Source organism: Pseudomonas sp. PDM19 (assembly GCF_014852215.1).
Taxonomy (GTDB): domain Bacteria; phylum Pseudomonadota; class Gammaproteobacteria; order Pseudomonadales; family Pseudomonadaceae; genus Pseudomonas.
This window is the reverse complement of the sequence record NZ_JACVBG010000003.1, coordinates 19,592-42,393: the sequence shown is the minus strand read 5'-3', so window position 1 is coordinate 42,393 and position 22,802 is coordinate 19,592. Positions and strand designations below refer to the sequence as shown.

Sequence of the window (22,802 nt, the reverse complement as noted above, 5' to 3'; positions counted from 1 at the left end):
GTTCGACGGGGCCTTTTGCTTAAACCGGGGTTAGAACTCCGCCGCGTGGCGGTAGCGCGCCTCCAGCTCCAGGGAGGCGCGATAGGCTTGCGCCTCGCCTTCGGTGTGGAAGATCCCGACCAGCTGGCCTTCCTGGTGCACATCCCAGCAACGCCCGCCGTGGGCGCGGAACTCGCGGGATTTATGGTCGTCGTCACGCTCGGTCACTGTAATGCTCATGTCTTTTCTTCTCCGGTTTTGCCGTACATCAAGGCAATGCCAGAATCATTTAATTAGCTAGCTAATTAAATACTCGCTTCCGAGAAAGACCGTTGCAGAGATTCGCCAAAACGAGCGTTTCAGAAACGCAAAAGCGCAGCTCGAAGGCTGCGCTCTTGGTGACGATCCGTTCGGGTTAGAACGGAATGTCGTCGTCGAAGCTGTCGTAGTCCGGAGCCGGTTGCGGCGCGGGCTGGGACTGTTGCTGCGGCGCAGGGCGCTGGGCCTGCTGCGGACGCTGCTGTTGCGGCTCACGGGGAGCGCGCGGAGCGTCGTCACCACCAGCGCCCGGACGGCCGCCCAGCAGCTGCATGTTGCCGTTGATGTCGACCACGATTTCGGTGGTGTACTTGTCCTGGCCGTCCTGACCCTGCCACTTGCGGGTACGCAGGCTGCCTTCGACGTAGATCTGCGAACCCTTGCGCACGTACTCGGCGACGATTTCCGCCAGGCGACCGAAGAACACCACGCGGTGCCACTCGGTACGCTCCTGCTGCTGGCCGGTCTGCTTGTCCTTCCAGCTCTCGCTGGTGGCCAGGGTGACGTTGGTCACCGCGTTGCCGTTGGGCATGTAGCGGGTTTCCGGATCGCCACCAACGTTACCGACCAGAATGACTTTGTTAACCCCACGGGCCATGACGCTCTCCTAAAGGCTTCAGCACGTCGCCTGCTCGGCACCGGCTAGGCGCTCGAGGGACGTGCGATCAACTTGTTGGGAATCCACTTTGACATAAGCGGCCGCTTCTTCAGCGACCACCATCACATCGCTCACACCGGGCAATGCCTTGAAACGCTCAGCCAACGAAGCATCGCGCAGCGCCTCAGCGGAAAGAGGCAGGCGAATACTCGTTACATAAGGCGGTTCGCGCATGGTAACAGCAATCGCCAGCCAGATGGCAGCCAGCACCGCGCAGCCGATGAACACCCCGTCGAGCCCGCCGTGCTGGAACATCCAGCCGCCCAGGATGCCGCCCACGGCGGCGCCTAGGAACTGGCTGGTGGAGTACACGCCCATCGCCGTGCCCTTGCCGCCGGCGGGCGAAACCTTGCTCACCAGCGAAGGCAGCGAGGCCTCCAGCAGGTTGAACGCGGTGAAGTAGACGATGATGCCGAACACCAGCTCCTTGAGGCTGTTGCCGAACTCCCAGAAGAACAGTTCGCAGAGCATCAGGGTCGCCACGGCACCGGTCAGCACGCGTTTCATCTGACGCTTCTTCTCGGCGTAGATGATGAACGGGACCATACCGAAGAAGCCCACCAGCAGCGCGGTCAGGTAGACCCACCAGTGTTCTTCCTTGGGCAGCCCGGCGCGCTCCACCAGCGCCAGCGGCAGTGCGACGAAGCTGGCCATGAGGATGGCGTGCAGGACCAGGATGCCGGCGTCCAGGCGCAGCAGCTCGCCGTTCTTCAGGGTCGGCAGCAGCGACTGCTTGGCCACGCTCGACTCGCGGTGCTGCATGCGGTGGTCGGGGGTCGGCACGAAGAACAGGATGATCAGCATGCCCACCAGCGCCATGCCGGCGGTGAACCAGAACAGGCCGTGCAGGCCGAACCAGTGGGTCAGTACCGGGCCTGCGACCATCGCCACGGCGAAGGATACGCCGATGCTCATGCCGATCATCGCCATGGCCTTGGTGCGGTGCTGCTCGCGGGTGAGGTCGGAGAGCATCGCCATCACCGCCGCGGAGATCGCCCCGGCGCCCTGCAGGACGCGACCGGCAATGATGCCCCAGATGGAATCGGCGTTGGCCGCCAGCGCGGCACCGGCGGCGAACACCAGCAGGCCGACGACGATGATCGGCCGGCGGCCGATGCGGTCAGACAGAGTGCCCAGCGGAATCTGCAGGATCGCCTGGGTCAGGCCGTAGGCGCCGATGGCCAGGCCGATCAGTGCCGGGGTGGCGCCGGCCAGGTCCTGGCCGTAGGTGGCGAGCACCGGCAGGACCATGAACATGCCGAGCATGCGGAACGCGAAGACCAGGGACAGGCCGGCGGCCGCGCGGGTTTCGGTGCCACTCATGCGCTCAGTGTGGGAATCGTGCATAAGCCCCTCATGAAAAGACAAAAAACGGGAATGCGCTGGATTGCCCCCGTGGCATCGCGTCATCCGGGCCTTGCAGGGCCGGTTGTCGCCAACGCCGAAAAATAGCCGCGCATTCTACCAGCCCAACGGTCCAAGGGCACACACGCGCTACTTTGCCGCGTGCCGGAAACGCCCCGTATAATCGATAGTTTTCGCCCGCCATGCGAGGCCGCAGTGGACAAGATCCTCATCCGTGGGGCACGTACCCACAACCTGAAGAACATCGACCTGACCCTGCCGCGCGACAAGCTGATCGTGATCACCGGCCTGTCCGGTTCCGGCAAATCTTCCCTGGCCTTCGACACGCTCTACGCCGAAGGCCAGCGCCGCTACGTGGAATCCCTGTCGGCCTATGCCCGGCAGTTCCTCTCGATGATGGAAAAGCCTGACGTCGACACCATCGAAGGCCTGTCGCCGGCGATTTCCATCGAGCAGAAATCCACCTCCCACAACCCGCGTTCCACCGTGGGCACCATCACCGAGATCTACGACTACCTGCGCCTGCTCTATGCACGCGTGGGTATTCCGCGCTGCCCGGACCACGACATCCCGCTGGAAGCGCAGACCGTCAGCCAGATGGTCGACCAGGTGCTGGCGCTGCCCGAAGGCCGCAAGCTGATGCTGCTGGCTCCGGTGATCCGCGAGCGCAAGGGCGAGCACCTGGCGGTGTTCGAGGAGATGCGCGCCCAGGGCTTCGTCCGTGCCCGCGTCGACGGCAAGCTCTACGAACTGGATGAAGTGCCCAAGCTGGACAAGAAGCTCAAGCACTCCATCGACATCGTGGTCGACCGCTTCAAGGTGCGTGGCGACCTGCAGCAGCGCCTGGCGGAATCCTTCGAGACGGCGATCAACCTGGCAGATGGCATCGCGCTCGTGGCACCGATGGATGACGAAGAAGGCGAAGAGATGATCTTCTCCGCCCGCTTCGCCTGCCCGATCTGCGGCCATTCCATCAGCGAGCTGGAACCCAAGCTGTTCTCCTTCAACAACCCGGCCGGCGCCTGCCCGACCTGCGACGGCCTGGGCGTGAAGCAGTTCTTCGACGCGCGCCGGGTGGTCAACGGCGAGCTGACCCTGGCCGAGGGCGCGATCCGTGGCTGGGACCGGCGCAATGTCTACTACTTCCAGATGCTCGGCTCGCTGGCCGGGCACTTCGGCTTCAGCCTGGAAGAACCCTTCCAGGACCTCGATCCGGACCACCAGAAGTTCATCCTCAACGGCTCCGGCCGCGAGAACGTCGAGTTCCGCTACCTCAACGACCGTGGCGACATCGTCAAGCGCGCGCACCCGTTCGAGGGCATCCTGCCGAACCTGGAGCGCCGCTACCGCGAGACCGAGTCGGCCACCGTGCGCGAGGAGCTGGCCAAGTTCCTCAGCACCCAGCCCTGCCCGGACTGCCACGGCACCCGCCTGCGCCGCGAGGCACGTCATGTGTGGGTGGGCGACAAGACCCTGCCGGCGATCACCTCGATGCCGGTGGGCACCGCCTGTGAGTACGCCGAGAGCCTGACCCTGACCGGCCGCCGCGGCGAGATCGCCTCGAAGATCCTCAAGGAGATTCGCGAGCGCCTGCAGTTCCTGGTCAACGTCGGCCTCGACTACCTGACCCTGGACCGCAGCGCCGACACCCTGTCCGGCGGCGAGGCCCAGCGCATCCGCCTGGCCAGCCAGATCGGCGCCGGCCTGGTGGGCGTCATGTACATCCTCGACGAGCCTTCCATCGGCCTGCACCAGCGTGACAACGAGCGCCTGCTGGGCACCCTCACCCACCTGCGCAACCTGGGCAACACGGTGATCGTGGTCGAGCACGACGAGGACGCCATCCGCCTCGCCGACTATGTCGTCGACATCGGCCCCGGCGCCGGTGTGCACGGCGGACAGATCGTCGCCGAGGGCACACCGCAACAGGTCATGGACCATCCGGACTCGGTCACCGGCGCCTACCTGTCCGGCCGCACCAAGATCGTCGTGCCTGCCGAGCGCACTCCGCGCAACAAGAAGCAATTGCTCAAGCTCAAGGGCGCGCGCGGCAACAACCTGCAGAACGTCAACCTGGAAATCCCGGTCGGCCTGTTCACCTGCATCACCGGCGTGTCCGGCTCGGGCAAGTCGACGCTGATCAACAACACCCTGTTCCCGATCACCGCCACCGCGCTCAACGGCGCCACCACGCTGGAGGTCGCGCCCTACGACTCGTTCGACGGCCTGCAGCACCTGGACAAGGTGGTGGACATCGACCAGAGCCCGATCGGCCGCACCCCGCGCTCCAACCCCGCGACCTACACCGGGCTGTTCACGCCGATCCGCGAGCTGTTCGCCGGCGTGCCGGAAGCCCGCTCGCGCGGCTACGGTCCGGGGCGTTTCTCGTTCAACGTCAAGGGAGGCCGCTGCGAGGCTTGCCAGGGCGACGGCGTGATCAAGGTGGAAATGCACTTCCTGCCGGACATCTACGTCCCCTGCGACGTCTGCAAGGGCAAGCGCTACAACCGCGAGACCCTGGAAGTCCGCTACAAGGGCAAGAGCATCACCGAAGTGCTGGACATGACCATCGAGGACGCCCGAGCGTTCTTCGACGCCGTGCCGGCCATCGCCCGCAAGCTGCAGACACTGATGGACGTCGGCCTGTCGTACATCAAGCTCGGCCAGAGCGCGACCACGCTGTCCGGTGGTGAGGCGCAACGGGTGAAGCTGTCCCGCGAGTTGTCCAAGCGCGATACCGGCAAGACCCTGTACATCCTCGACGAGCCGACCACCGGCCTGCACTTCGCGGATATCCAGCAACTGCTCGACGTGCTGCACCGCCTGCGCGACCACGGCAACACCGTGGTGGTGATCGAGCACAACCTGGATGTGATCAAGACCGCCGACTGGCTGGTCGACCTCGGTCCCGAGGGCGGCTCCAAGGGCGGCCAGATCATCGCCACCGGCACACCGGAGCAGGTCGCGGAGCTGGCGGTGTCGCACACCGGGCACTTCCTCAAGCCACTGCTGGAGCGCGATCGGGCCTGATCCGCACCGGCATGAAAAAGCCCCTGCTGCCGAACGGCGCAGGGGCTTTTCTTTGGGCTATTGCAGGAGCGGGCCATGCCCGCGATCAGCGCGCCTCGCGCGCTCCTGCAAGATGCACATCAGATCTGCGACTGCAGATAGTTCTCCAGGCCCATCTTCTGGATCAGACCGAGCTGCTGCTCCAGCCAGTAGGCGTGGTCTTCCTCGGTATCGGTCAGCTGCACGCGCAGGATGTCGCGGGTGACGAAGTCCTTGTGCTTCTCGCACAGGGCGATGCCCTTGGCCAGGGCGGCGCGTACGTGACGCTCCAGCTTGAGGTCGGCTTCCAGCATCTCCGGCACGGTCTTGCCCGGGTGGATGTCGTCCGGGCGCATGCGCGGAGTGCCTTCGAGCAGCAGGATGCGACGCAGCAGGGCGTCGGCGTGCTGGGTTTCCTCTTCCATTTCGTGGTTGAGGCGCTCGTAGAGCTTGGTGAAGCCCCAGTCCTCGTACATGCGCGAATGGATGAAGTACTGGTCGCGAGCGGCCAGCTCACCGGTCAGCAGCGTGTTGAGATAATCGATAACCTCGGCATGGCCTTGCATCAGCCTTCTCCCTGGGACGTGACAGCGAATTAAACGGCGCTATGGTCGCGACTGGCCATGACCGGGGTCAAGTCCGCAATGCCCCACAAACGCAACCGCCCTCCGAAGAGGGCGGCTGGTGGAACGGCTTCAGCTTAGTCCAGCTTCAGGCCCAGCGCCTTGGCGACGCCTTCACCGTAGGCCGGATCGATGTTGAAGAACAGAGCGAGCTGACGACGCTGGATAACCTCCGGAACGCCCGCCATGTCACCGGCGATGTTCTCGTACAGGCGCTGCCGCTGGGCTTCGTCGAACAGGCGGAACAGCGCTGCCGGCTGGCTGTAGTAATCATCGTCGACGCGGTGGTTCCAGTGATCTGCGCTGCCTTCCAGGGTCAGCGGCGGTTCGGAGTAGTCCGGCTGCTCCTGCCACTGGTTGAAGCTGTTCGGCTCGTAGGTGACGGTCATGTCGCCGTTGTTGCCATCCACGCGCATGGCGCCGTCGCGGTGATAGATGCGCGGGTTGTTGCGCGCAGCGTTCACCGGGATCTGGTGGTGGTTCACGCCCAGGCGGTAGCGGTGCGCATCGCCGTAGGAGAACAGGCGGCCCTGGAGCATCCTGTCCGGCGAGAAGCCGATACCGGGGACGATGTTCGCCGGGCTGAAGGCGGACTGTTCGACCTCGGCGAAGTAGTTCGCCGGGTTACGGTTGAGCTCGAAGTAGCCCACCTCGATCAGCGGATAGTCCCCGTGCGGCCAGACCTTGGTCAGGTCGAACGGGTTGTATCGGTAGCTCGCAGCCTCCTTCTCAGGCATTACCTGCACATACATCTTCCAGCGCGGGAAATCGCCGCGTTCGATGGCGTCGTACAGGTCACGCTGCGAGCTTTCGCGGTCGGCGCCAACCAGCTTGGCAGCTTCCTCGTTGCTCAGGTTCTCGATGCCCTGTTGGGTCTTGAAGTGGAACTTGACCCAGAAGCGCTCGTTGCTGGCGTTGATGAAGCTGAAGGTGTGGCTGCCGAAGCCGTGGACGTGACGGTAGCTGCGCGGCAGCCCGCGATCGCTGAAGTCGATGGTCAGCTGGTGCAGGGCTTCGGGCAGGTGCGAGAAGAAGTCCCACTTCAGGGTCGCGTTGCGCAGGTTGGTGCGCGGATCGCGTTTCACCACGTGGTTCAGGTCGGGGAATTTCAGCGGGTCGCGGAAGTAGAAGACCGGGGTGTTGTTTCCCACCAGGTCCCAGTTGCCTTCCTCCGTGTAGAACTTCATGGCGAAGCCGCGGATATCGCGCTCGGCGTCAGCAGCGCCACGCTCACCGGCCACCGTGGAGAAGCGCAGGAACAACGGAGTCTGCTTGCCGACCTCGGAGAACAGCTTGGCGCGGCTGTACCGGGTAATGTCGTGGGTGACGGTGAAGGTGCCGTAGGCAGCAGAGCCCTTGGCATGCATGCGGCGCTCAGGGATCACTTCGCGGTCGAAGTGCGCCAGTTTCTCCAGGAACCAGACGTCCTGCAGCAGCATCGGGCCCCGCGGGCCGGCGGTCTGGACGTTCTGGTTATCGGCGACCGGCGCTCCGGCAGCAGTCGTCAGGCGGGTGTTGTCACTCATCGTTACTCTCCTCAACGGCGGGGTGTTCGAAGACCGGCGGATCACCATGGCAGTGAGCGCGGCCCGACATCCCAATCGGACAATTAAGCGCCTCCACCGGCGTTGCGGCTGTTGATCCAGCTCAGCAAGCAGTAGAAGTCGGCGTCGTTAAGGATCGGTGACAAGGGCATGGATCAGCCAATTTATTGATTCGAGCCGATCGATAGAGAAAAACTTTTTCATAGGCGATAAAAAACCGGGCACAGGGCCCGGTTTCTTATAAGGCGTAAACCTTACTCTGCAGCTTCTACTGCTTGGCCGCCAACAGCGCGGTCAATCAGTTCGACGTATGCCATGGGGGCATTGTCGCCGGCGCGGAAGCCGCACTTCAGGATGCGCAGGTAGCCGCCCGGACGGTTGGCGTAGCGCTTGCCCAGTTCGTTGAACAGCTTGCCTACGGCTTCTTTCGAACGGGTACGGTCGAAAGCGAGACGACGGTTGGCAACGCTATCCACTTTAGCCAGGGTGATCAGCGGCTCGGCAACGCGACGCAGCTCCTTGGCCTTGGGCAGGGTGGTTTTGATCAGTTCGTGTTCGAAGAGCGACACAGCCATGTTCTGGAACATAGCCTTGCGGTGCGCGCTGGTGCGGCTCAGGTGACGACCACTTTTACGATGGCGCATGGTTCAATTCCTTTCCAAACTTTACGTTCGGTAGCTACGACGATCAGGCAGTAGCCTTGTCGTCTTTCTTGAGACTTGCCGGCGGCCAGTTGTCGAGGCGCATACCGAGGGACAGACCGCGAGAGGCCAGAACGTCCTTGATTTCGGTCAGGGACTTCTTACCCAGGTTCGGCGTTTTGAGCAGCTCTACTTCGGTGCGCTGAATCAGGTCACCGATGTAGTAGATGTTCTCTGCCTTCAGGCAGTTGGCCGAACGGACGGTCAGCTCAAGGTCATCGACCGGACGCAGCAGGATCGGATCGATCTCGTCTTCCTGCTCTTCAACAACAGGCTCGCTGTCGCCTTTGAGGTCCACGAACGCTGCCAGCTGCTGTTGCAGGATGGTAGCGGCGCGACGGATAGCCTCTTCAGGGTCCAGGGTGCCGTTGGTTTCCAGATCGAGGACCAGCTTGTCCAGGTTGGTACGCTGTTCGACACGGGCGTTTTCGACCACGTAGGCAACACGACGTACGGGGCTGAACGAGGCGTCGAGCTGAAGACGGCCAATGCTGCGGCTTTCGTCTTCATCGCTCGAACGGGCATCAGCCGGCTCGTAGCCACGGCCACGAGCGACTTTCAGCTTCATGTTCAGCGCGCCGTTATCGGCCAGGTGGGCGATAACATGGTCACCGTTGACGATCTCGACATCATGATCCAGCTGAATATCGGCAGCGGTCACCACACCCGAGCCCTTTTTCGCCAGGGTCAGCGTCACTTCGTCACGGCCGTGCAGCTTGATGGCCAGGCCTTTCAGGTTGAGCAGGATCTCGATGACATCTTCCTGCACACCTTCGATGGCGGAGTACTCGTGGAGTACGCCGTCGATCTCGGCCTCGACTACTGCACAGCCAGGCATGGAGGACAACAGGATGCGACGCAGCGCGTTGCCCAGGGTATGGCCGAAACCACGCTCGAGAGGCTCGAGAGTGATCTTGGCGCGGGTTTGGCTGACCACCTGCACATCGATGTGGCGGGGGGTCAGGAACTCATTTACCGAACTCTGCATGGATGCACCTATTTTCTAGCCCTTACTTGGAGTAGAGCTCGACAATCAGGTTTTCGTTGATGTCGGCGGACAGATCGGCACGAGCCGGGACACTTTTGAAGGTGCCAGCTTTCTTGTCGGTGTCCACGTCGACCCACTCAACGCGACCGCGCTGGGCGCACAGGTCCAGAGCTTGGGCGATACGCAGCTGGTTCTTCGATTTCTCGCGAACAGCAACCACGTCACCAGCTTTGACCTGGTAGGACGGTACGTTTACGGTCTGACCGTTGACGCTGATGGTCTTGTGGGACACCAGCTGACGGGATTCGGAACGAGTGGAACCGAAGCCCATACGGTAGACGACGTTGTCCAGACGGCACTCAAGCAGCTGCAGCAGGTTTTCACCCGTGGAGCCCTTGCGGCGGGACGCTTCCTGATAGTAGCCACGGAATTGACGTTCCAGAACGCCGTAGATGCGGCGAACTTTTTGCTTCTCGCGCAGCTGCAGACCGTAGTCGGACAGGCGACCACGACGCTGGCCATGCTGACCGGGAACTTGTTCTGCCTTGCACTTCGAGTCGAGGGCACGAACGCCGCTCTTCAGGAAGAGGTCAGTGCCTTCGCGGCGGGACAGTTTGCACTTGGGACCAATGTAACGAGCCATTTCTCACTGTCTCCTATTACACGCGACGCTTTTTCGGCGGACGGCAGCCGTTATGCGGGATCGGGGTTACGTCGGTGATGCTGGCGATCTTGTAACCGCAGGCATTCAGCGCACGAACAGCCGACTCGCGACCCGGGCCCGGGCCTTTGACGTTTACGTCAAGGTTCTTCAGACCGTATTCCAGAGCAGCCTGGCCGGCACGCTCGGCCGCTACCTGGGCAGCGAACGGGGTGCTCTTACGCGAGCCGCGGAAGCCCGAACCACCGGAGGTAGCCCAGGACAGAGCGTTGCCCTGACGATCAGTGATGGTAACGATGGTGTTGTTGAAGGACGCGTGGATGTGCGCGATCCCGTCGACCACCGTCTTTTTGACTTTCTTGCGAGGACGAGCAGCAGGTTTTGCCATGACTAGATTCCTAAGCGATTACTTGCGGATCGGCTTACGCGGGCCCTTACGGGTGCGCGCGTTGGTCTTGGTGCGCTGACCGCGAACCGGCAGACCACGACGATGACGCAGACCGCGGTAGCAACCGAGGTCCATCAGACGCTTGATGTTCATGTTGATTTCGCGACGCAGGTCACCTTCGGTGGTCAGCTTGGCCACCTCGGTACGCAGCGAATCAATCTGCTCTTCGCTCAGCTCTTTGATCTTTACAGCCGGGCTGATGCCGGTGGCTGCACAGATGCTCTGTGCGGTAGTGCGACCAACACCATAGATGTAGGTCAGCGAGATAACAGTGTGCTTGTTATCCGGAATGTTTACGCCTGCAATACGGGCCATTCAGAAAAACTCCAATTGACAGCTACCCGGCGCCCAGGGAGCCAAGAAAGGGCGCGGATATTAGCGCTGTAAAAACAAATAATCAACCCGGCAGCACACTAGCTGCCGGGTTATAACGCGTGGTTCACACTCAGCCTTGGCGCTGCTTGTGACGCGGCTCCGCGCTGCAGATCACACGAACGACGCCTTCGCGACGGACGATCTTGCAGTTACGGCACAGCTTCTTAACCGATGCACGAACTTTCATCAGTGACTCCTCGAACCTTACGGGTTAGCGCAGCAGACCGCTGCCATAGCCCTTCAGGTTGGCTTTCTTCATGAGGGATTCGTACTGGTGAGAAACGAGGTGCGATTGTACTTGAGCCATAAAGTCCATCACAACCACGACCACGATCAGCAACGAGGTCCCGCCAAGGTAGAACGGTACGTGGGCAGCTACGACCAGGAACTGGGGCAGCAGGCACACAGCCGTCATGTACAGGGCACCGAACATGGTCAAACGGGTCAACACGCCATCGATGTAGCGAGCCGACTGTTCACCCGGACGAATACCCGGAATAAATGCACCGGACTTCTTGAGGTTTTCCGCCACGTCCTTCGGGTTGAACATCAGCGCTGTGTAGAAGAAGCAGAAGAAAACGATCCCTGCACTAAACAGCAGAATGTTCAGCGGCTGACCAGGAGCAATCGCTTGCGCGACGTCCTGCAGCCAACCCAGGCCTTCCGACTGACCGAACCAGGCACCCAGGGATGCCGGGAACAGCAGGATGCTGCTGGCGAAAATCGCGGGGATTACACCCGCCATGTTCACTTTCAGCGGCAGATGGCTCGTCTGGGCGGCAAACACCTTGCGACCTTGCTGGCGCTTGGCGTAATGCACGGCGATACGGCGCTGACCCCGCTCGATGAACACCACGAACGCGATGATTGCCACAGCCAGGAGGCCGATGGCGATCAGGGCGAAGATGTTGATGTCACCTTGACGCGCGGACTCGAAGGACTGACCGATTGCTCGGGGCAGGCCTGCGACGATACCGGAGAAGATCAGCATGGAGATGCCGTTGCCGACACCCCGTTCGGTGATCTGCTCACCCAGCCACATCATGAACAGTGCACCCGCCACGAAGGTGGTGACCGACACGAAGTAGAAGCCGAAGTCGTTGGAGAAGGCCACGCCCTGGCTACCCAGACCAATGGACATGCCAATGGCCTGGACGAGTGCCAGGACGAGAGTTGCGTAGCGGGTGTACTGGCTGATCTTGCGACGCCCAGACTCACCCTCTTTCTTCAACTGCTCCAGCTGCGGGCTGATAGCGGTCATGAGCTGCATGATGATCGATGCCGAGATGTACGGCATGATCCCCAGTGCAAAGATACTCATGCGCTCCAGCGCGCCGCCGGAAAACATGTTGAAGAGGCTAAGAATGGTCCCCTCGTTCTGCCGGAACAGTGCCGCCAAGCGATCGGGGTTGATGCCCGGGACTGGGATATGCGCGCCGATCCGATAGACGATGATCGCCAGGAACAGGAAACGCAGACGTGCCCAGAGCTCGGACAAACCACCACCGTTGCTCAGCGCAGAGAGAGCACCTTGCTTAGCCATTTAGTCCTCGATTTTGCCGCCAGCTGCTTCGATAGCCGCACGAGCGCCCTTGGTGGCGCCGATGCCTTTCAGGGTGACTGCGCGAGTAACGTCGCCCGACAGCATGACTTTCACACGCTGTACGTTCTGGTTAATCACGTTGGCATCCTTCAGGGACTGCACGGTTACGACATCACCCTCGACCTTGGCCAGTTCGGAAGTGCGCACTTCTGCGCGATCCATGGCTTTCAGCGAGTTGAAGCCGAACTTCGGCAGACGACGGTGCAGCGGTTGCTGACCACCCTCGAAGCCCGGAGCGATGGAGCCACCGGAGCGGGAGGTTTGACCTTTGTGACCACGGCCACCGGTCTTGCCCAGACCGCTACCGATGCCACGGCCCGGACGGTGCTTTTCGCGACGGGCACCCGGCGCGGAACGCAGATCGTTCAGTTGCATGGATTAACCCTCCACACGCAGCAGGTAGTAAGCCTTGTTAATCATGCCGCGGTTTTCAGGAGTGTCCTGAACTTCGACGGTGTGATTAATGCGACGCAGGCCGAGGCCTTTGACGCAAGCCTTGTGATTGGCCAGACGGCCGTTCAGGCTCTTGATCAGGGTAACTTTGACAGTTGCCATGGTTAGAGAATCTCCTCGACGCTCTTGCCACGCTTGGCCGCTACCGACTCAGGGGACTGCATGTTCTTCAGGCCCTTGAAGGTTGCGTAGACCACGTTCACCGGATTGGTGGAGCCGTAGCACTTCGCCAGAACGTTCTGCACACCAGCAACTTCCAGGACAGCGCGCATGGCGCCGCCGGCGATGATGCCGGTACCTTCGGAAGCCGGCTGCATGTACACCTTGGAGGCGCCATGAGCGGACTTGGTCGGGTACTGCAGGGTGGTGCCGTTCAGATCAACCTGGATCATGTTGCGGCGAGCAGCTTCCATTGCCTTCTGGATGGCGGCAGGCACTTCACGCGCCTTGCCACGACCGAAGCCAACACGGCCCTTGCCATCGCCAACCACGGTCAGCGCGGTGAAGGCGAAGATACGGCCACCTTTTACGGTTTTGGCGACGCGGTTCACTTGAACCAGCTTCTCGATGTAGCCTTCGTCGCGCTTTTGATCGTTGTTTGCCATAACTTAGAACTCCAGACCGCCTTCACGAGCGGCATCAGCCAGGGCCTTGATACGACCGTGGTACTTGAAGCCAGAACGGTCGAACGCCACCTGAGTGACGCCGGCAGCCTTGGCGCGTTCCGCGACCAGTTGACCAACTTTCTTGGCTGCGTCGACGTTGCCGGTGGCAGCTTCGCGCAGTTCTTTGTCCAGGGTCGAGGCGCTGGCCAGGACCTTGCCGCCGTCGGCTGCAATGACCTGGGCGTAGATGTGCTGGGAGGAGCGGTACACGCAGAGGCGTACGGCTTCCAGTTCGCGCATCTTCAGGCGAGCCTTGCGAGCGCGGCGCAGACGGGTTTCTTTCTTGACGCTCATTTGCTATGCCCTACTTCTTCTTGGCTTCTTTACGAAGGACGACTTCGTCGGCGTAACGCACGCCCTTGCCTTTGTACGGCTCCGGCGGACGGAAGTCGCGGATTTCCGCGGCAACCTGGCCAACCAGCTGCTTGTCGATACCCTTGATCAGGATGTCGGTCTGGCTGGGGGTTTCCGCGACGATGCCGGCAGGCAGTTCGTAATCAACCGGGTGGGAGAAGCCGAGAGCCAGGGACAGCACTTGGCCTTTGGCCTGCGCTTTGTAACCAACACCAACCAGCTGGAGCTTGCGCTCGAAGCCCTGGCTGACGCCGATTACCATGTTGTTGACCAGAGCGCGGGTGGTACCGGCCATGGCACGGGTCTGCTGGTCGCCGTTACGCGCAGCGAAACGCAGCTCACCGTTGTCCTGAATGACTTCGACGGACGGATGTACTTTCAGCTCGAGAGCGCCTTTGGCACCCTTGATCGAAAGTTCCTGACCAGCCAGCTTGATTTCGACGCCGGCGGGCAGAATGACGGGGTTCTTAGCAACGCGAGACATGCTGATTCCCCTTAGAACACAGTGCAGAGCACTTCGCCACCGACGCCAGCGGCACGGGCAGCACGATCAGTCATCACACCTTTGTTGGTGGAGACAATCGAAACGCCCAGGCCGCCACGAACTTTCGGCAGCTGGTCTACGGATTTGTACTGGCGCAGGCCAGGACGGCTGATTCGCTTCACTTCCTCGATGACAGGCTTGCCTTCGAAGTACTTCAGCTCGATCGACAGCAGAGGCTTGGCCTCGGCGGTGACTTGGAAATCCGCAATATAGCCTTCGTCCTTGAGGACTTTGGCGACTGCCGCTTTCAGCTTGGAAGACGGCATGCTCACGACGGTCTTCTCAGCCATCTGGGCATTACGGATGCGAGTTAGCATGTCTGCTAACGGGTCCTGCATACTCATGGGCTTAATGCTCCTGATACAAAAGATAAGCCTTCAACTTCATAACTCGCCCTCAAAACGCCGGGCGATCTAAACCCAGGCTCGGGGGAGCCGGGTATTCTAGAGATCGCTCAAAAACGAATCAAGCCCCACGAGGGGGCTTGCTTCGCAAAGCGATCAACGGAGCCGTTGCCGACCCCGTCTAGCACTTACCAGCTGGCTTTCACCAGGCCCGGTACGTCACCGCGCATTGCCGCTTCACGCAGCTTGTTACGGCTCAGGCCGAACTTGCGGTAGTAACCGTGCGGACGACCGGTCAGGCGGCAACGGTTACGCAGGCGGCTGGCGCTCGCGTCACGCGGCTGCTTCTGCAGGGCGACCTGGGCATTCCAACGATCTTCAGCCGAAGTGCTCGGATTAGCGATGATCGCTTTCAGCTCGGCACGCTTTTTGGCGTACTTGGCTACCGTTTGCTGACGCTTCAGCTCACGGTTCTTCATGCTCTCTTTAGCCATGGTCCTACTCCAATCAGTTGCGGAACGGGAATTTGAAGGCGCGCAGCAGTGCACGACCCTCATCATCCGAACGCGCGGTGGTGGTCAGAGTGATATCCATACCGCGGAGGGCATCGATCTTGTCGTAATCGATTTCCGGGAAGATGATCTGCTCTTTGACGCCCATGCTGTAGTTGCCACGGCCGTCGAAGGACTTGGCGTTCAGACCGCGGAAGTCACGAACGCGCGGCAGAGAGATCGACAGCAGACGGTCCAGGAACTCGTACATGCGATCGCCACGCAGGGTGACTTTCACGCCGATCGGCCAGCCTTCACGAATCTTGAAACCAGCGATGGACTTACGAGCGTAAGTCACAACCGGCTTCTGACCCGCGATCTTTTCCAGATCAGCTACGGCGCTCTCGATGACTTTCTTGTCGCCGACAGCTTCGCCAAGACCCATGTTCAGGGTGATTTTGGTAACGCGCGGAACTTCCATCACGTTCGCCAGCTGAAGCTCTTGCTTCAGCTTGGGAGCGATTTCCTTCCGATAAATTTCTTTCAATCGTGCCATGGTGATCTACCTAGCTCCCTCAAGCCTGAACCGGTTTCTGGGTCGACTTGAAGACACGAATCTTCTTACCGTCTTCGACTTTGAAACCAACGCGGTCAGCCTTGTTGGTTTCAGCGTTGAAGATGGCGACGTTGGAGACGTGCAGAGGCGCCTCCTTCTCGACGATCCCGCCTTGCTGGTTGAGCATGGGGTTGGGCTTGGTGTGGCGCTTGACCAGGTTCACACCGCCAACGACCAGACGGTCATCAGCCAGAACCTTGATCACTTTGCCACGCTTGCCCTTGTCCTTGCCGGCAATGACGATGACTTCGTCGTCACGACGAATTTTTTGCATGACGGCTACTCCTTACAGCACTTCAGGGGCAAGGGAGACGATCTTCATGAACTTCTCGGTACGAAGTTCACGAGTCACCGGCCCGAAGATACGGGTGCCGATCGGCTCCTGCTTGTTGTTCAGCAGGACGGCGGCGTTGCCGTCGAAGCGAATGATGGAACCGTCGGTACGACGTACGCCGTGCTTGGTGCGAACGACCACGGCAGTCATTACCTGACCCTTCTTCACCTTGCCACGCGGAATTGCTTCCTTGACGGTGACCTTGATGATGTCGCCAATGCCGGCGTAGCGGCGGTGGGAACCGCCGAGCACCTTGATGCACATTACGCGACGCGCGCCGCTGTTGTCAGCGACTTCGAGCATGGATTGAGTCTGAATCATCTTCTATCTCCGACCCTTAGACTTCAACCGCGCGCTCGACGATGTCAACCAGAGTCCAGGCCTTGGTTTTGGCCAGAGGACGGGTCTCGCGAATGGTGACCAGGTCACCAATGCGGCACTGGTTGGTTTCGTCGTGGGCGTGCAGTTTGGTCGAACGCTTCACGTATTTGCCGTAGATCGGGTGCTTAACGCGGCGCTCGATCAGAACGGTGACGGTCTTGTCCATCTTGTCGCTGACGACGCGGCCAGTCAGCGTACGGACGGTTTTCTGAGCTTCAGCCATGATTACTTACCTGCTTGCTGGTTGAGCACAGTTTTCACGCGAGCGATGTCGCGCTTAACCTGCGAGAGCAGGTGAGACTGCCCCAACTGGCCAGTTGCTTTCTGCATGCGCAGATTGAACTGGTCGCGCAGCAGGCCGAGCAGTTGCTCGTTCAGCTGCTCAACGGATTTTTCACGAAGTTCATTCGCTTTCATCACATCACCGTCCGCTTAACAAAGGAGGTGGCGAGCGGCAGCTTTGCAGCAGCCAGGGCGAATGCCTCACGCGCCAGCTCTTCGGATACACCCTCGATCTCGTACAGGACCTTGCCCGGTTGAATCTGGGCTACCCAGTACTCGACGCCGCCCTTACCTTTACCCATACGTACTTCCAGGGGCTTCTTGGTAACAGGCTTGTCGGGGAATACGCGAATCCAGATCTTGCCGCCACGTTTAACGTGACGGGTCAGCGCACGACGTGCGGACTCGATCTGACGCGCGGTGAGACGGCCGCGGCTGGTTGCCTTGAGGGCGAACTCGCCGAAGCTGACTTTGGAACCGCGATGAGCCAGGCCACGGTTGTGACCGGTCATTTGCTTGCGGAACTTCGTACGCTTAGGTTGCAGCATTTGCGTACTCCTTACTTAGCAGCTTTTTTACGAGGAGCGGGCGCTACAGGCTTCAGCTCTTCCTGGCGGCCACCAATGACCTCGCCTTTGAAGATCCAAACCTTCACACCGATCACACCGTAGGTGGTGTGCGCTTCGTAGGTTGCATAGTCGATGTCGGCACGCAGGGTGTGCAGGGGCACACGACCTTCGCGATACCACTCGGTACGAGCGATTTCAGCACCGCCCAGACGACCGCTTACCTGGATCTTGATGCCTTTGGCACCAATGCGCATGGCGTTCTGTACAGCGCGCTTCATGGCGCGACGGAACATAACGCGACGCTCCAGCTGCTGAGCTACGCTCTGCGCAACCAGCATACCGTCGAGTTCCGGCTTGCGGATCTCTTCGATGTTGATGTGCACCGGCACACCCATTTGCTTGGTCAGGTCCTGACGCAGCTTCTCAACATCTTCACCTTTCTTGCCGATCACAATGCCGGGACGAGCGGTGTGGATGGTGATGCGTGCAGTCTGAGCCGGACGATGGATGTCGATACGGCTTACGGACGCGCTTTTTAGTTTGTCTTGGAGATACTCACGTACCTTCAGGTCGGCGAACAGATAATCGGCGTAAGTGCGCTTATCTGCGTACCAAACGGAGGTGTGCTCCTTGACGATACCCAGGCGGATGCCATTGGGATGTACTTTCTGACCCATCTGATCGACTCCGTTACTTGTCCGCAACCTTGACAGTGATATGGCAAGACCGCTTGACGATGCGATCAGCACGGCCTTTGGCACGCGGCATGATGCGCTTGAGCGAACGACCTTCGTTGACGAAGACGGTGGAGACTTTGAGATCGTCTACATCGGCGCCTTCGTTGTGCTCGGCGTTGGCAACGGCCGACTCCAGCACTTTCTTCATGATCTCGGCGGCTTTCTTGTTGCTGAAAGCCAGGAGGTTGAGCGCGTCGCCCACCTTCTTCCCGCGGATCTGGTCGGCGACCAAGCGGGCTTTCTGGGCGGAGATACGAGCGCCCGAGAGCTTAGCGGCTACTTCCATCTTCCTTACCCCTTAACGCTTGGCTTTCTTGTCCGCAGCGTGCCCACGATAAGTGCGGGTAGCAGCGAACTCGCCGAGTTTGTGACCGACCATGTCTTCGTTGACCAGAACCGGCACGTGTTGACGGCCGTTGTGGACAGCGATGGTCAGACCAACCATGTGCGGCATGATCATAGAACGGCGCGACCAGGTCTTGATCGGCTTGCGGTCGTTCTTTTCTACCGCCACTTCGATCTTCTTCAGCAGGTGAAGATCGATAAAAGGACCTTTTTTCAGAGAACGTGGCACTGTCGTATCCCTCTATTTACTTGCGGCGACGGACGATCATGTTGTCGGTACGCTTGTTCGCGCGAGTCTTCTTACCCTTGGTCTGAAGACCCCACGGCGATACCGGATGACGACCAGCAGAGGTACGACCTTCACCACCACCATGCGGGTGGTCGACCGGGTTCATGGCAACACCACGAACGGTCGGGCGAACGCCACGCCAGCGTTTGGCACCGGCTTTACCCAGCGAACGCAGGCTGTGCTCGGAGTTCGAGACTTCACCCAGGGTCGCACGGCAGTCAGCCAGGACTTTACGCATCTCACCGGAACGCAGACGTACGGTTACGTATGCACCTTCACGGGCTACCAGCTGAGCCGAAGCGCCAGCGGAGCGAGCGATCTGAGCGCCTTTGCCAGGCTTCAGTTCGATACCGTGGATGGTGCTACCAACCGGAATGTTGCGCAGCGGCATGTTGTTGCCGGCCTTGATCGGAGCGCCGATACCGGAGATCAGTTGATCGCCAGCCACCACGCCTTTGGGGGCGATGATGTAACGACGCTCGCCGTCCGCGTATTTCAGCAGAGCGATGTGAGCAGTACGGTTCGGATCGTATTCGACGCGCTCAACGATGGCAGGAATGCCATCCTTGTTGCGACGGAAGTCGACCAGACGATAGTGCTGCTTGTGACCACCACCGATATGACGGGTGGTGATGCGACCGTTGTTGTTACGGCCGCCCGACTTGGACTTCTTCTCGAGCAGGGGAGCGAACGGAGCACCTTTGTGCAGGTCCTGGTTCACTACCTTGACGACGAAACGACGACCAGCGGAAGTCGGTTTGCATTTAACGATTGCCATGATGCACCCCTTTACTCAGCGCCAGCTGCGAAATCGAGATCCTGGCCCGGCTGGAGAGCGATGTACGCTTTTTTCCAGTCGTTACGCTTGCCCAGGCCGCGAACGGTACGCTTGGTCTTGCCCTGAACATTCAGGGTGGTGACGCGACGTACTTTCACGCCGAACAGGCTTTCTACGGCCTTCTTGATTTCCAGCTTGGTTGCATCAGTGGCAACCTTGAAAACGAATTGGCTGTTGCCGTCCGCCAGGCCAGTGGCCTTCTCGGAGATATGCGGGCCCAGCAGCACTTTGAATACGCGTTCCTGGTTCATGCCAGCAGCTCCTCGAACTTCTTCACGGCGGACACGGTGACCAGCACCTTGTCGTAGGCGATGAGGCTGACCGGATCGGAAGCCTGGACATCACGTACATCGACGTGGGCCAGGTTGCGAGCTGCCAGGTACAGGTTCTCATCGACGCCTTCGGTGACGATCAGTACATCTTTCAGGCCCAGGCCTTCCAGCTTGCTGACCAGACCTTTGGTCTTCGGTGCGTCGACAGCGAAGTCGGCAACGACAACCAGACGATCCAGACGAACCAGCTCAGAGAGGATGGAGCGCAGAGCAGCGCGGTACATCTTCTTGTTGAGCTTCTGGGAGTGATCCTGGGGCTTGGCCGCGAAGGTCGCGCCGCCGCCACGCCAGATGGGGCTACGGATGGTGCCAGCACGAGCACGACCAGTGCCCTTCTGACGCCACGGCTTCTTGCCACCACCGGAGACTTCGGAACGAGTTTTCTGAGCCTTGGTGCCCTGACGACCGCCAGCCATGTAGGCGACGACTGCCTGGTGAACCAGGGTCTCGTTGAATTCGCTACCAAAAGTACGCTCGGAAACCTCGATCGCCTGAGCGCCATTTACATTCAGTTGCATCTCAGCTTCCTCTCTTAACCGCGAGCCTTGGCTGCCGGACGCACCAGCACATCACCACCGGTAGCGCCGGGAACGGCACCTTTGACCAGCAGCAGATTGCGCTCTGCATCGACACGCACGACCTCAAGGGATTGAACGGTTACACGCTCAGCACCCATGTGGCCCGACATTTTTTTGCCCTTGAACACTCGACCAGGAGTCTGGCACTGGCCGATGGAACCCGGGACGCGGTGGGAAACGGAGTTACCGTGGGTGTTATCTTGACCACGGAAGTTCCAGCGCTTGATGGTACCGGCAAAGCCTTTACCTTTGGACTCACCAGTAACGTCTACCAGCTGACCGGCCTGGAACAGGTCGACAGAGATGGAATCGCCTGCCTTGAACTCCTCTTCGCCCAGACGGAATTCCCACACGCCGCGACCGGCGGCGACATTCGCCTTGGCAAAGTGACCGGCTTGAGCCTTGGTCACGCGAGAAGCACGACGCTCGCCAGCAGTTACCTGCACAGCGCGATAGCCATCGCTTTCTTCGTTTTTGAACTGGGTGACGCGATTCGGCTCGACCTCAATGACCGTGACCGGAATGGAGACACCATCTTCGGTGAAGATGCGGGTCATGCCGCACTTACGACCGACAACACCAATTGTCATCTTTAGAACCTCTTTAGTGTACGGGGCTTTCACCCGCTATGGCCGCCCATTTCAGAGCGTTACACGACCAATGCCGAGGGCATTAGCCGAGGCTGATCTGTACTTCGACGCCAGCAGCAAGGTCGAGCTTCATCAGCGCGTCGACGGTTTTGTCGGTCGGCTGAACGATGTCGAGAACACGCTTGTGGGTACGGATTTCGTACTGGTCACGAGCGTCCTTGTTGACGTGCGGGGAAATCAGCACGGTGTAACGTTCCTTGCGGGTCGGCAGAGGAATCGGACCACGCACCTGAGCCCCAGTACGTTTCGCGGTTTCCACGATTTCCTGGGTAGATTGGTCGATCAGGCGGTGATCAAAAGCCTTCAACCGAATACGGATTTGTTGATTTTGCATTTGACCTCAGACTCCAAGTTGCCATTCCCAACGGACGGACTCCGCCCGTTAAAAGGAGGCGCAATTGTACGGATGCGCCTGAGGGGTGTCAATATTTAACCAACTCAACGAAAAAGGGACCCCGAAGGGTCCCTTTTCCTGGAGCGGATCAGCGATTACTCGATGATCTTGGCAACCACGCCGGCGCCAACGGTACGGCCGCCTTCGCGAATCGCGAAGCGCAGGCCATCTTCCATGGCGATCGGAGCGATCAGGGTGACAACCATTTTCACGTTGTCGCCCGGCATTACCATCTCAACGCCTTCCGGCAGTTCGCAGTTGCCGGTTACGTCGGTGGTACGGAAGTAGAACTGCGGGCGGTAGCCTTTGAAGAACGGGGTGTGACGACCACCTTCTTCCTTGGACAGCACGTACACTTCGCACTCGAACTTGGTGTGCGGCTTGATGGTGCCCGGCTTGGCCAGAACCTGGCCACGCTCTACGTCTTCACGCTTGGTGCCACGCAGCAGAACGCCGACGTTCTCACCAGCACGACCTTCGTCGAGCAGCTTGCGGAACATTTCAACGCCGGTGCAGGTAGTCTTGGTGGTCGCCTTGATGCCGACGATTTCCACTTCTTCCTGGATCTTGACGATGCCACGCTCAACACGGCCAGTTACCACGGTGCCACGACCGGAGATCGAGAATACGTCTTCGATCGGCATCAGGAACGGCTTGTCGATGGCGCGCTCGGGCTCGGGGATGTACGAGTCCAGGGTTTCTACCAGCTTGCGCACGGCGGAAACGCCCATCTCGTTGTCGTCCTGGCCGTTCAGGGCCATCAGAGCGGAACCGATAACGATCGGGGTGTCGTCGCCCGGGAAGTCGTAGGTGTTCAGCAGATCGCGAACTTCCATTTCGACCAGTTCCAGCAGCTCGGCGTCGTCAACCATGTCGGCCTTGTTCAGGAACACGACAATGTAAGGAACGCCTACCTGACGGGACAGCAGGATGTGCTCGCGGGTCTGCGGCATGGGGCCGTCAGCAGCCGAGCAAACCAGGATCGCGCCGTCCATCTGGGCAGCACCGGTGATCATGTTCTTCACGTAGTCGGCGTGACCCGGGCAGTCTACGTGAGCGTAGTGGCGTACCGGCGAGTCGTATTCAACGTGAGAGGTGTTGATGGTGATACCACGAGCCTTCTCTTCCGGCGCGTTGTCGATCTGGTCGAAAGCGCGAGCGGAGCCGCCCCAGGTCTCGGAGCAGACCTTGGTCAGAGCAGCGGTCAGAGTGGTTTTGCCGTGGTCAACGTGACCGATGGTGCCGACGTTGACGTGCGGTTTGTTACGTTCAAATTTTTCTTTAGCCACGAGAGT

General features: G+C 60.2%; 35 protein-coding genes. 1 reads left to right on the top strand and 34 read right to left on the bottom strand.

Annotated features, from left to right (window positions below):
* Nucleotides 1-30: 30 nt before the first annotated feature.
* The 3 genes from IB273_RS16175 to IB273_RS16165 form a co-directional block, all read right to left on the bottom strand.
* Nucleotides 31-219, bottom strand: a complete 189-nt coding sequence (locus IB273_RS16175; RefSeq protein ID WP_081517087.1) for a hypothetical protein — start codon at nucleotides 217-219, stop codon at nucleotides 31-33.
* Between the two features lie 175 nt (nucleotides 220-394).
* The gene (gene ssb / locus IB273_RS16170) at nucleotides 395-895 is read right to left on the bottom strand and encodes a single-stranded DNA-binding protein (protein WP_081517086.1); all 501 of its coding nucleotides are present in this window, start codon (nucleotides 893-895) and stop codon (nucleotides 395-397) included.
* 18 nt (nucleotides 896-913) lie between these two features.
* Entirely contained in the window at nucleotides 914-2,302 is a 1,389-nt protein-coding gene (locus IB273_RS16165) for an MFS transporter (protein WP_151189264.1), read from the bottom strand.
* Nucleotides 2,303-2,515: 213 nt separating this feature from the next.
* Here IB273_RS16165 and uvrA point away from each other — a divergent pair, with 213 nt between their 5' ends.
* On the top strand, nucleotides 2,516-5,350 hold the full coding sequence (gene uvrA / locus IB273_RS16160; RefSeq protein WP_081517084.1) for an excinuclease ABC subunit UvrA: 2,835 nt from the start codon (nucleotides 2,516-2,518) through the stop codon (nucleotides 5,348-5,350).
* Between the two features lie 119 nt (nucleotides 5,351-5,469).
* Here the strand turns inward: uvrA and bfr are convergent, their stop codons facing one another.
* The 31 genes from bfr to tuf all read right to left on the bottom strand — a co-directional run bounded on the left by bfr (nucleotide 5,470) and on the right by tuf (nucleotide 22,796).
* Complete coding sequence (gene bfr / locus IB273_RS16155; protein ID WP_015475340.1) at nucleotides 5,470-5,934, bottom strand: bacterioferritin; 465 nt, start codon at nucleotides 5,932-5,934, stop codon at nucleotides 5,470-5,472.
* Nucleotides 5,935-6,068: 134 nt separating this feature from the next.
* Nucleotides 6,069-7,517 (bottom strand): catalase KatA, encoded by a 1,449-nt coding sequence (gene katA, locus IB273_RS16150; RefSeq protein WP_192224535.1) that lies wholly within the window; start codon nucleotides 7,515-7,517, stop codon nucleotides 6,069-6,071.
* Between the two features lie 272 nt (nucleotides 7,518-7,789).
* Entirely contained in the window at nucleotides 7,790-8,179 is a 390-nt protein-coding gene (rplQ, locus tag IB273_RS16145) for a 50S ribosomal protein L17 (protein ID WP_015475338.1), read from the bottom strand.
* A 43-nt stretch (nucleotides 8,180-8,222) separates the two neighbouring features.
* The gene (locus tag IB273_RS16140) at nucleotides 8,223-9,224 is read right to left on the bottom strand and encodes a DNA-directed RNA polymerase subunit alpha (RefSeq protein WP_009617182.1); all 1,002 of its coding nucleotides are present in this window, start codon (nucleotides 9,222-9,224) and stop codon (nucleotides 8,223-8,225) included.
* A gap of 22 nt (nucleotides 9,225-9,246) precedes the next feature.
* Entirely contained in the window at nucleotides 9,247-9,867 is a 621-nt protein-coding gene (gene rpsD, locus IB273_RS16135) for a 30S ribosomal protein S4 (protein WP_054906702.1), read from the bottom strand.
* A gap of 16 nt (nucleotides 9,868-9,883) precedes the next feature.
* Nucleotides 9,884-10,273 carry a 30S ribosomal protein S11 gene (gene rpsK / locus IB273_RS16130; RefSeq protein WP_003093689.1) on the bottom strand — a complete coding sequence of 130 codons (390 nt, stop codon included), beginning with the start codon at nucleotides 10,271-10,273 and terminating at the stop codon, nucleotides 9,884-9,886.
* An 18-nt stretch (nucleotides 10,274-10,291) separates the two neighbouring features.
* Nucleotides 10,292-10,648 carry a 30S ribosomal protein S13 gene (gene rpsM, locus IB273_RS16125; protein ID WP_024767079.1) on the bottom strand — a complete coding sequence of 119 codons (357 nt, stop codon included), beginning with the start codon at nucleotides 10,646-10,648 and terminating at the stop codon, nucleotides 10,292-10,294.
* Nucleotides 10,649-10,778: 130 nt separating this feature from the next.
* The gene (gene rpmJ / locus IB273_RS16120) at nucleotides 10,779-10,895 is read right to left on the bottom strand and encodes a 50S ribosomal protein L36 (protein ID WP_014854209.1); all 117 of its coding nucleotides are present in this window, start codon (nucleotides 10,893-10,895) and stop codon (nucleotides 10,779-10,781) included.
* A gap of 24 nt (nucleotides 10,896-10,919) precedes the next feature.
* On the bottom strand, nucleotides 10,920-12,251 hold the full coding sequence (gene secY, locus IB273_RS16115; RefSeq protein ID WP_024767080.1) for a preprotein translocase subunit SecY: 1,332 nt from the start codon (nucleotides 12,249-12,251) through the stop codon (nucleotides 10,920-10,922).
* The gene (gene rplO, locus IB273_RS16110; protein WP_045215310.1) at nucleotides 12,252-12,686 is read right to left on the bottom strand and encodes a 50S ribosomal protein L15; all 435 of its coding nucleotides are present in this window, start codon (nucleotides 12,684-12,686) and stop codon (nucleotides 12,252-12,254) included.
* A 3-nt stretch (nucleotides 12,687-12,689) separates the two neighbouring features.
* Entirely contained in the window at nucleotides 12,690-12,866 is a 177-nt protein-coding gene (gene rpmD, locus IB273_RS16105) for a 50S ribosomal protein L30 (protein WP_009617174.1), read from the bottom strand.
* 2 nt (nucleotides 12,867-12,868) lie between these two features.
* Nucleotides 12,869-13,369: a 30S ribosomal protein S5 gene (rpsE, locus tag IB273_RS16100; protein WP_009617173.1), complete on the bottom strand. Its 501-nt coding sequence runs from the start codon at nucleotides 13,367-13,369 to the stop codon at nucleotides 12,869-12,871.
* A 3-nt stretch (nucleotides 13,370-13,372) separates the two neighbouring features.
* The gene (gene rplR, locus IB273_RS16095; RefSeq protein ID WP_017521897.1) at nucleotides 13,373-13,723 is read right to left on the bottom strand and encodes a 50S ribosomal protein L18; all 351 of its coding nucleotides are present in this window, start codon (nucleotides 13,721-13,723) and stop codon (nucleotides 13,373-13,375) included.
* 10 nt (nucleotides 13,724-13,733) lie between these two features.
* Nucleotides 13,734-14,267 (bottom strand): 50S ribosomal protein L6, encoded by a 534-nt coding sequence (rplF, locus tag IB273_RS16090; protein ID WP_015475332.1) that lies wholly within the window; start codon nucleotides 14,265-14,267, stop codon nucleotides 13,734-13,736.
* 11 nt (nucleotides 14,268-14,278) lie between these two features.
* The gene (gene rpsH, locus IB273_RS16085; RefSeq protein WP_015475331.1) at nucleotides 14,279-14,671 is read right to left on the bottom strand and encodes a 30S ribosomal protein S8; all 393 of its coding nucleotides are present in this window, start codon (nucleotides 14,669-14,671) and stop codon (nucleotides 14,279-14,281) included.
* 188 nt (nucleotides 14,672-14,859) lie between these two features.
* Nucleotides 14,860-15,165: a 30S ribosomal protein S14 gene (gene rpsN / locus IB273_RS16080; protein WP_045215313.1), complete on the bottom strand. Its 306-nt coding sequence runs from the start codon at nucleotides 15,163-15,165 to the stop codon at nucleotides 14,860-14,862.
* A gap of 13 nt (nucleotides 15,166-15,178) precedes the next feature.
* The gene (gene rplE, locus IB273_RS16075) at nucleotides 15,179-15,718 is read right to left on the bottom strand and encodes a 50S ribosomal protein L5 (RefSeq protein WP_017521899.1); all 540 of its coding nucleotides are present in this window, start codon (nucleotides 15,716-15,718) and stop codon (nucleotides 15,179-15,181) included.
* Nucleotides 15,719-15,737: 19 nt separating this feature from the next.
* A complete protein-coding gene (gene rplX / locus IB273_RS16070; RefSeq protein ID WP_045215317.1) occupies nucleotides 15,738-16,052 on the bottom strand; it encodes a 50S ribosomal protein L24 in 315 nt (104 codons plus the stop codon).
* 12 nt (nucleotides 16,053-16,064) lie between these two features.
* The gene (rplN, locus tag IB273_RS16065) at nucleotides 16,065-16,433 is read right to left on the bottom strand and encodes a 50S ribosomal protein L14 (protein WP_017521901.1); all 369 of its coding nucleotides are present in this window, start codon (nucleotides 16,431-16,433) and stop codon (nucleotides 16,065-16,067) included.
* 16 nt (nucleotides 16,434-16,449) lie between these two features.
* Nucleotides 16,450-16,716 (bottom strand): 30S ribosomal protein S17, encoded by a 267-nt coding sequence (gene rpsQ, locus IB273_RS16060; protein ID WP_009617165.1) that lies wholly within the window; start codon nucleotides 16,714-16,716, stop codon nucleotides 16,450-16,452.
* 2 nt (nucleotides 16,717-16,718) lie between these two features.
* The gene (gene rpmC / locus IB273_RS16055; RefSeq protein ID WP_003093720.1) at nucleotides 16,719-16,910 is read right to left on the bottom strand and encodes a 50S ribosomal protein L29; all 192 of its coding nucleotides are present in this window, start codon (nucleotides 16,908-16,910) and stop codon (nucleotides 16,719-16,721) included.
* Entirely contained in the window at nucleotides 16,910-17,323 is a 414-nt protein-coding gene (gene rplP / locus IB273_RS16050) for a 50S ribosomal protein L16 (RefSeq protein ID WP_009617163.1), read from the bottom strand. The genes rpmC and rplP overlap by 1 nt, the downstream gene beginning before the upstream one ends.
* 11 nt (nucleotides 17,324-17,334) lie before the next feature.
* The gene (gene rpsC, locus IB273_RS16045; RefSeq protein ID WP_015475326.1) at nucleotides 17,335-18,021 is read right to left on the bottom strand and encodes a 30S ribosomal protein S3; all 687 of its coding nucleotides are present in this window, start codon (nucleotides 18,019-18,021) and stop codon (nucleotides 17,335-17,337) included.
* A gap of 13 nt (nucleotides 18,022-18,034) precedes the next feature.
* Complete coding sequence (rplV, locus tag IB273_RS16040; protein WP_015475325.1) at nucleotides 18,035-18,367, bottom strand: 50S ribosomal protein L22; 333 nt, start codon at nucleotides 18,365-18,367, stop codon at nucleotides 18,035-18,037.
* 12 nt (nucleotides 18,368-18,379) lie between these two features.
* Nucleotides 18,380-18,655, bottom strand: coding sequence for a 30S ribosomal protein S19 (rpsS, locus tag IB273_RS16035; protein WP_017521902.1), 276 nt, complete (start codon nucleotides 18,653-18,655; stop codon nucleotides 18,380-18,382).
* A gap of 16 nt (nucleotides 18,656-18,671) precedes the next feature.
* A complete protein-coding gene (gene rplB / locus IB273_RS16030; RefSeq protein ID WP_024767388.1) occupies nucleotides 18,672-19,493 on the bottom strand; it encodes a 50S ribosomal protein L2 in 822 nt (273 codons plus the stop codon).
* A gap of 11 nt (nucleotides 19,494-19,504) precedes the next feature.
* Nucleotides 19,505-19,804, bottom strand: coding sequence for a 50S ribosomal protein L23 (rplW, locus tag IB273_RS16025; RefSeq protein ID WP_015475322.1), 300 nt, complete (start codon nucleotides 19,802-19,804; stop codon nucleotides 19,505-19,507).
* Nucleotides 19,801-20,403 carry a 50S ribosomal protein L4 gene (rplD, locus tag IB273_RS16020; RefSeq protein WP_017521904.1) on the bottom strand — a complete coding sequence of 201 codons (603 nt, stop codon included), beginning with the start codon at nucleotides 20,401-20,403 and terminating at the stop codon, nucleotides 19,801-19,803. The genes rplW and rplD overlap by 4 nt, the downstream gene beginning before the upstream one ends.
* Nucleotides 20,404-20,417: 14 nt before the next feature.
* Nucleotides 20,418-21,053 (bottom strand): 50S ribosomal protein L3, encoded by a 636-nt coding sequence (gene rplC, locus IB273_RS16015; RefSeq protein ID WP_024767389.1) that lies wholly within the window; start codon nucleotides 21,051-21,053, stop codon nucleotides 20,418-20,420.
* Between the two features lie 82 nt (nucleotides 21,054-21,135).
* On the bottom strand, nucleotides 21,136-21,447 hold the full coding sequence (gene rpsJ, locus IB273_RS16010; RefSeq protein WP_003243886.1) for a 30S ribosomal protein S10: 312 nt from the start codon (nucleotides 21,445-21,447) through the stop codon (nucleotides 21,136-21,138).
* Nucleotides 21,448-21,602: 155 nt separating this feature from the next.
* Nucleotides 21,603-22,796: an elongation factor Tu gene (gene tuf / locus IB273_RS16005; RefSeq protein ID WP_054910987.1), complete on the bottom strand. Its 1,194-nt coding sequence runs from the start codon at nucleotides 22,794-22,796 to the stop codon at nucleotides 21,603-21,605.
* Nucleotides 22,797-22,802 lie beyond the last annotated feature (6 nt).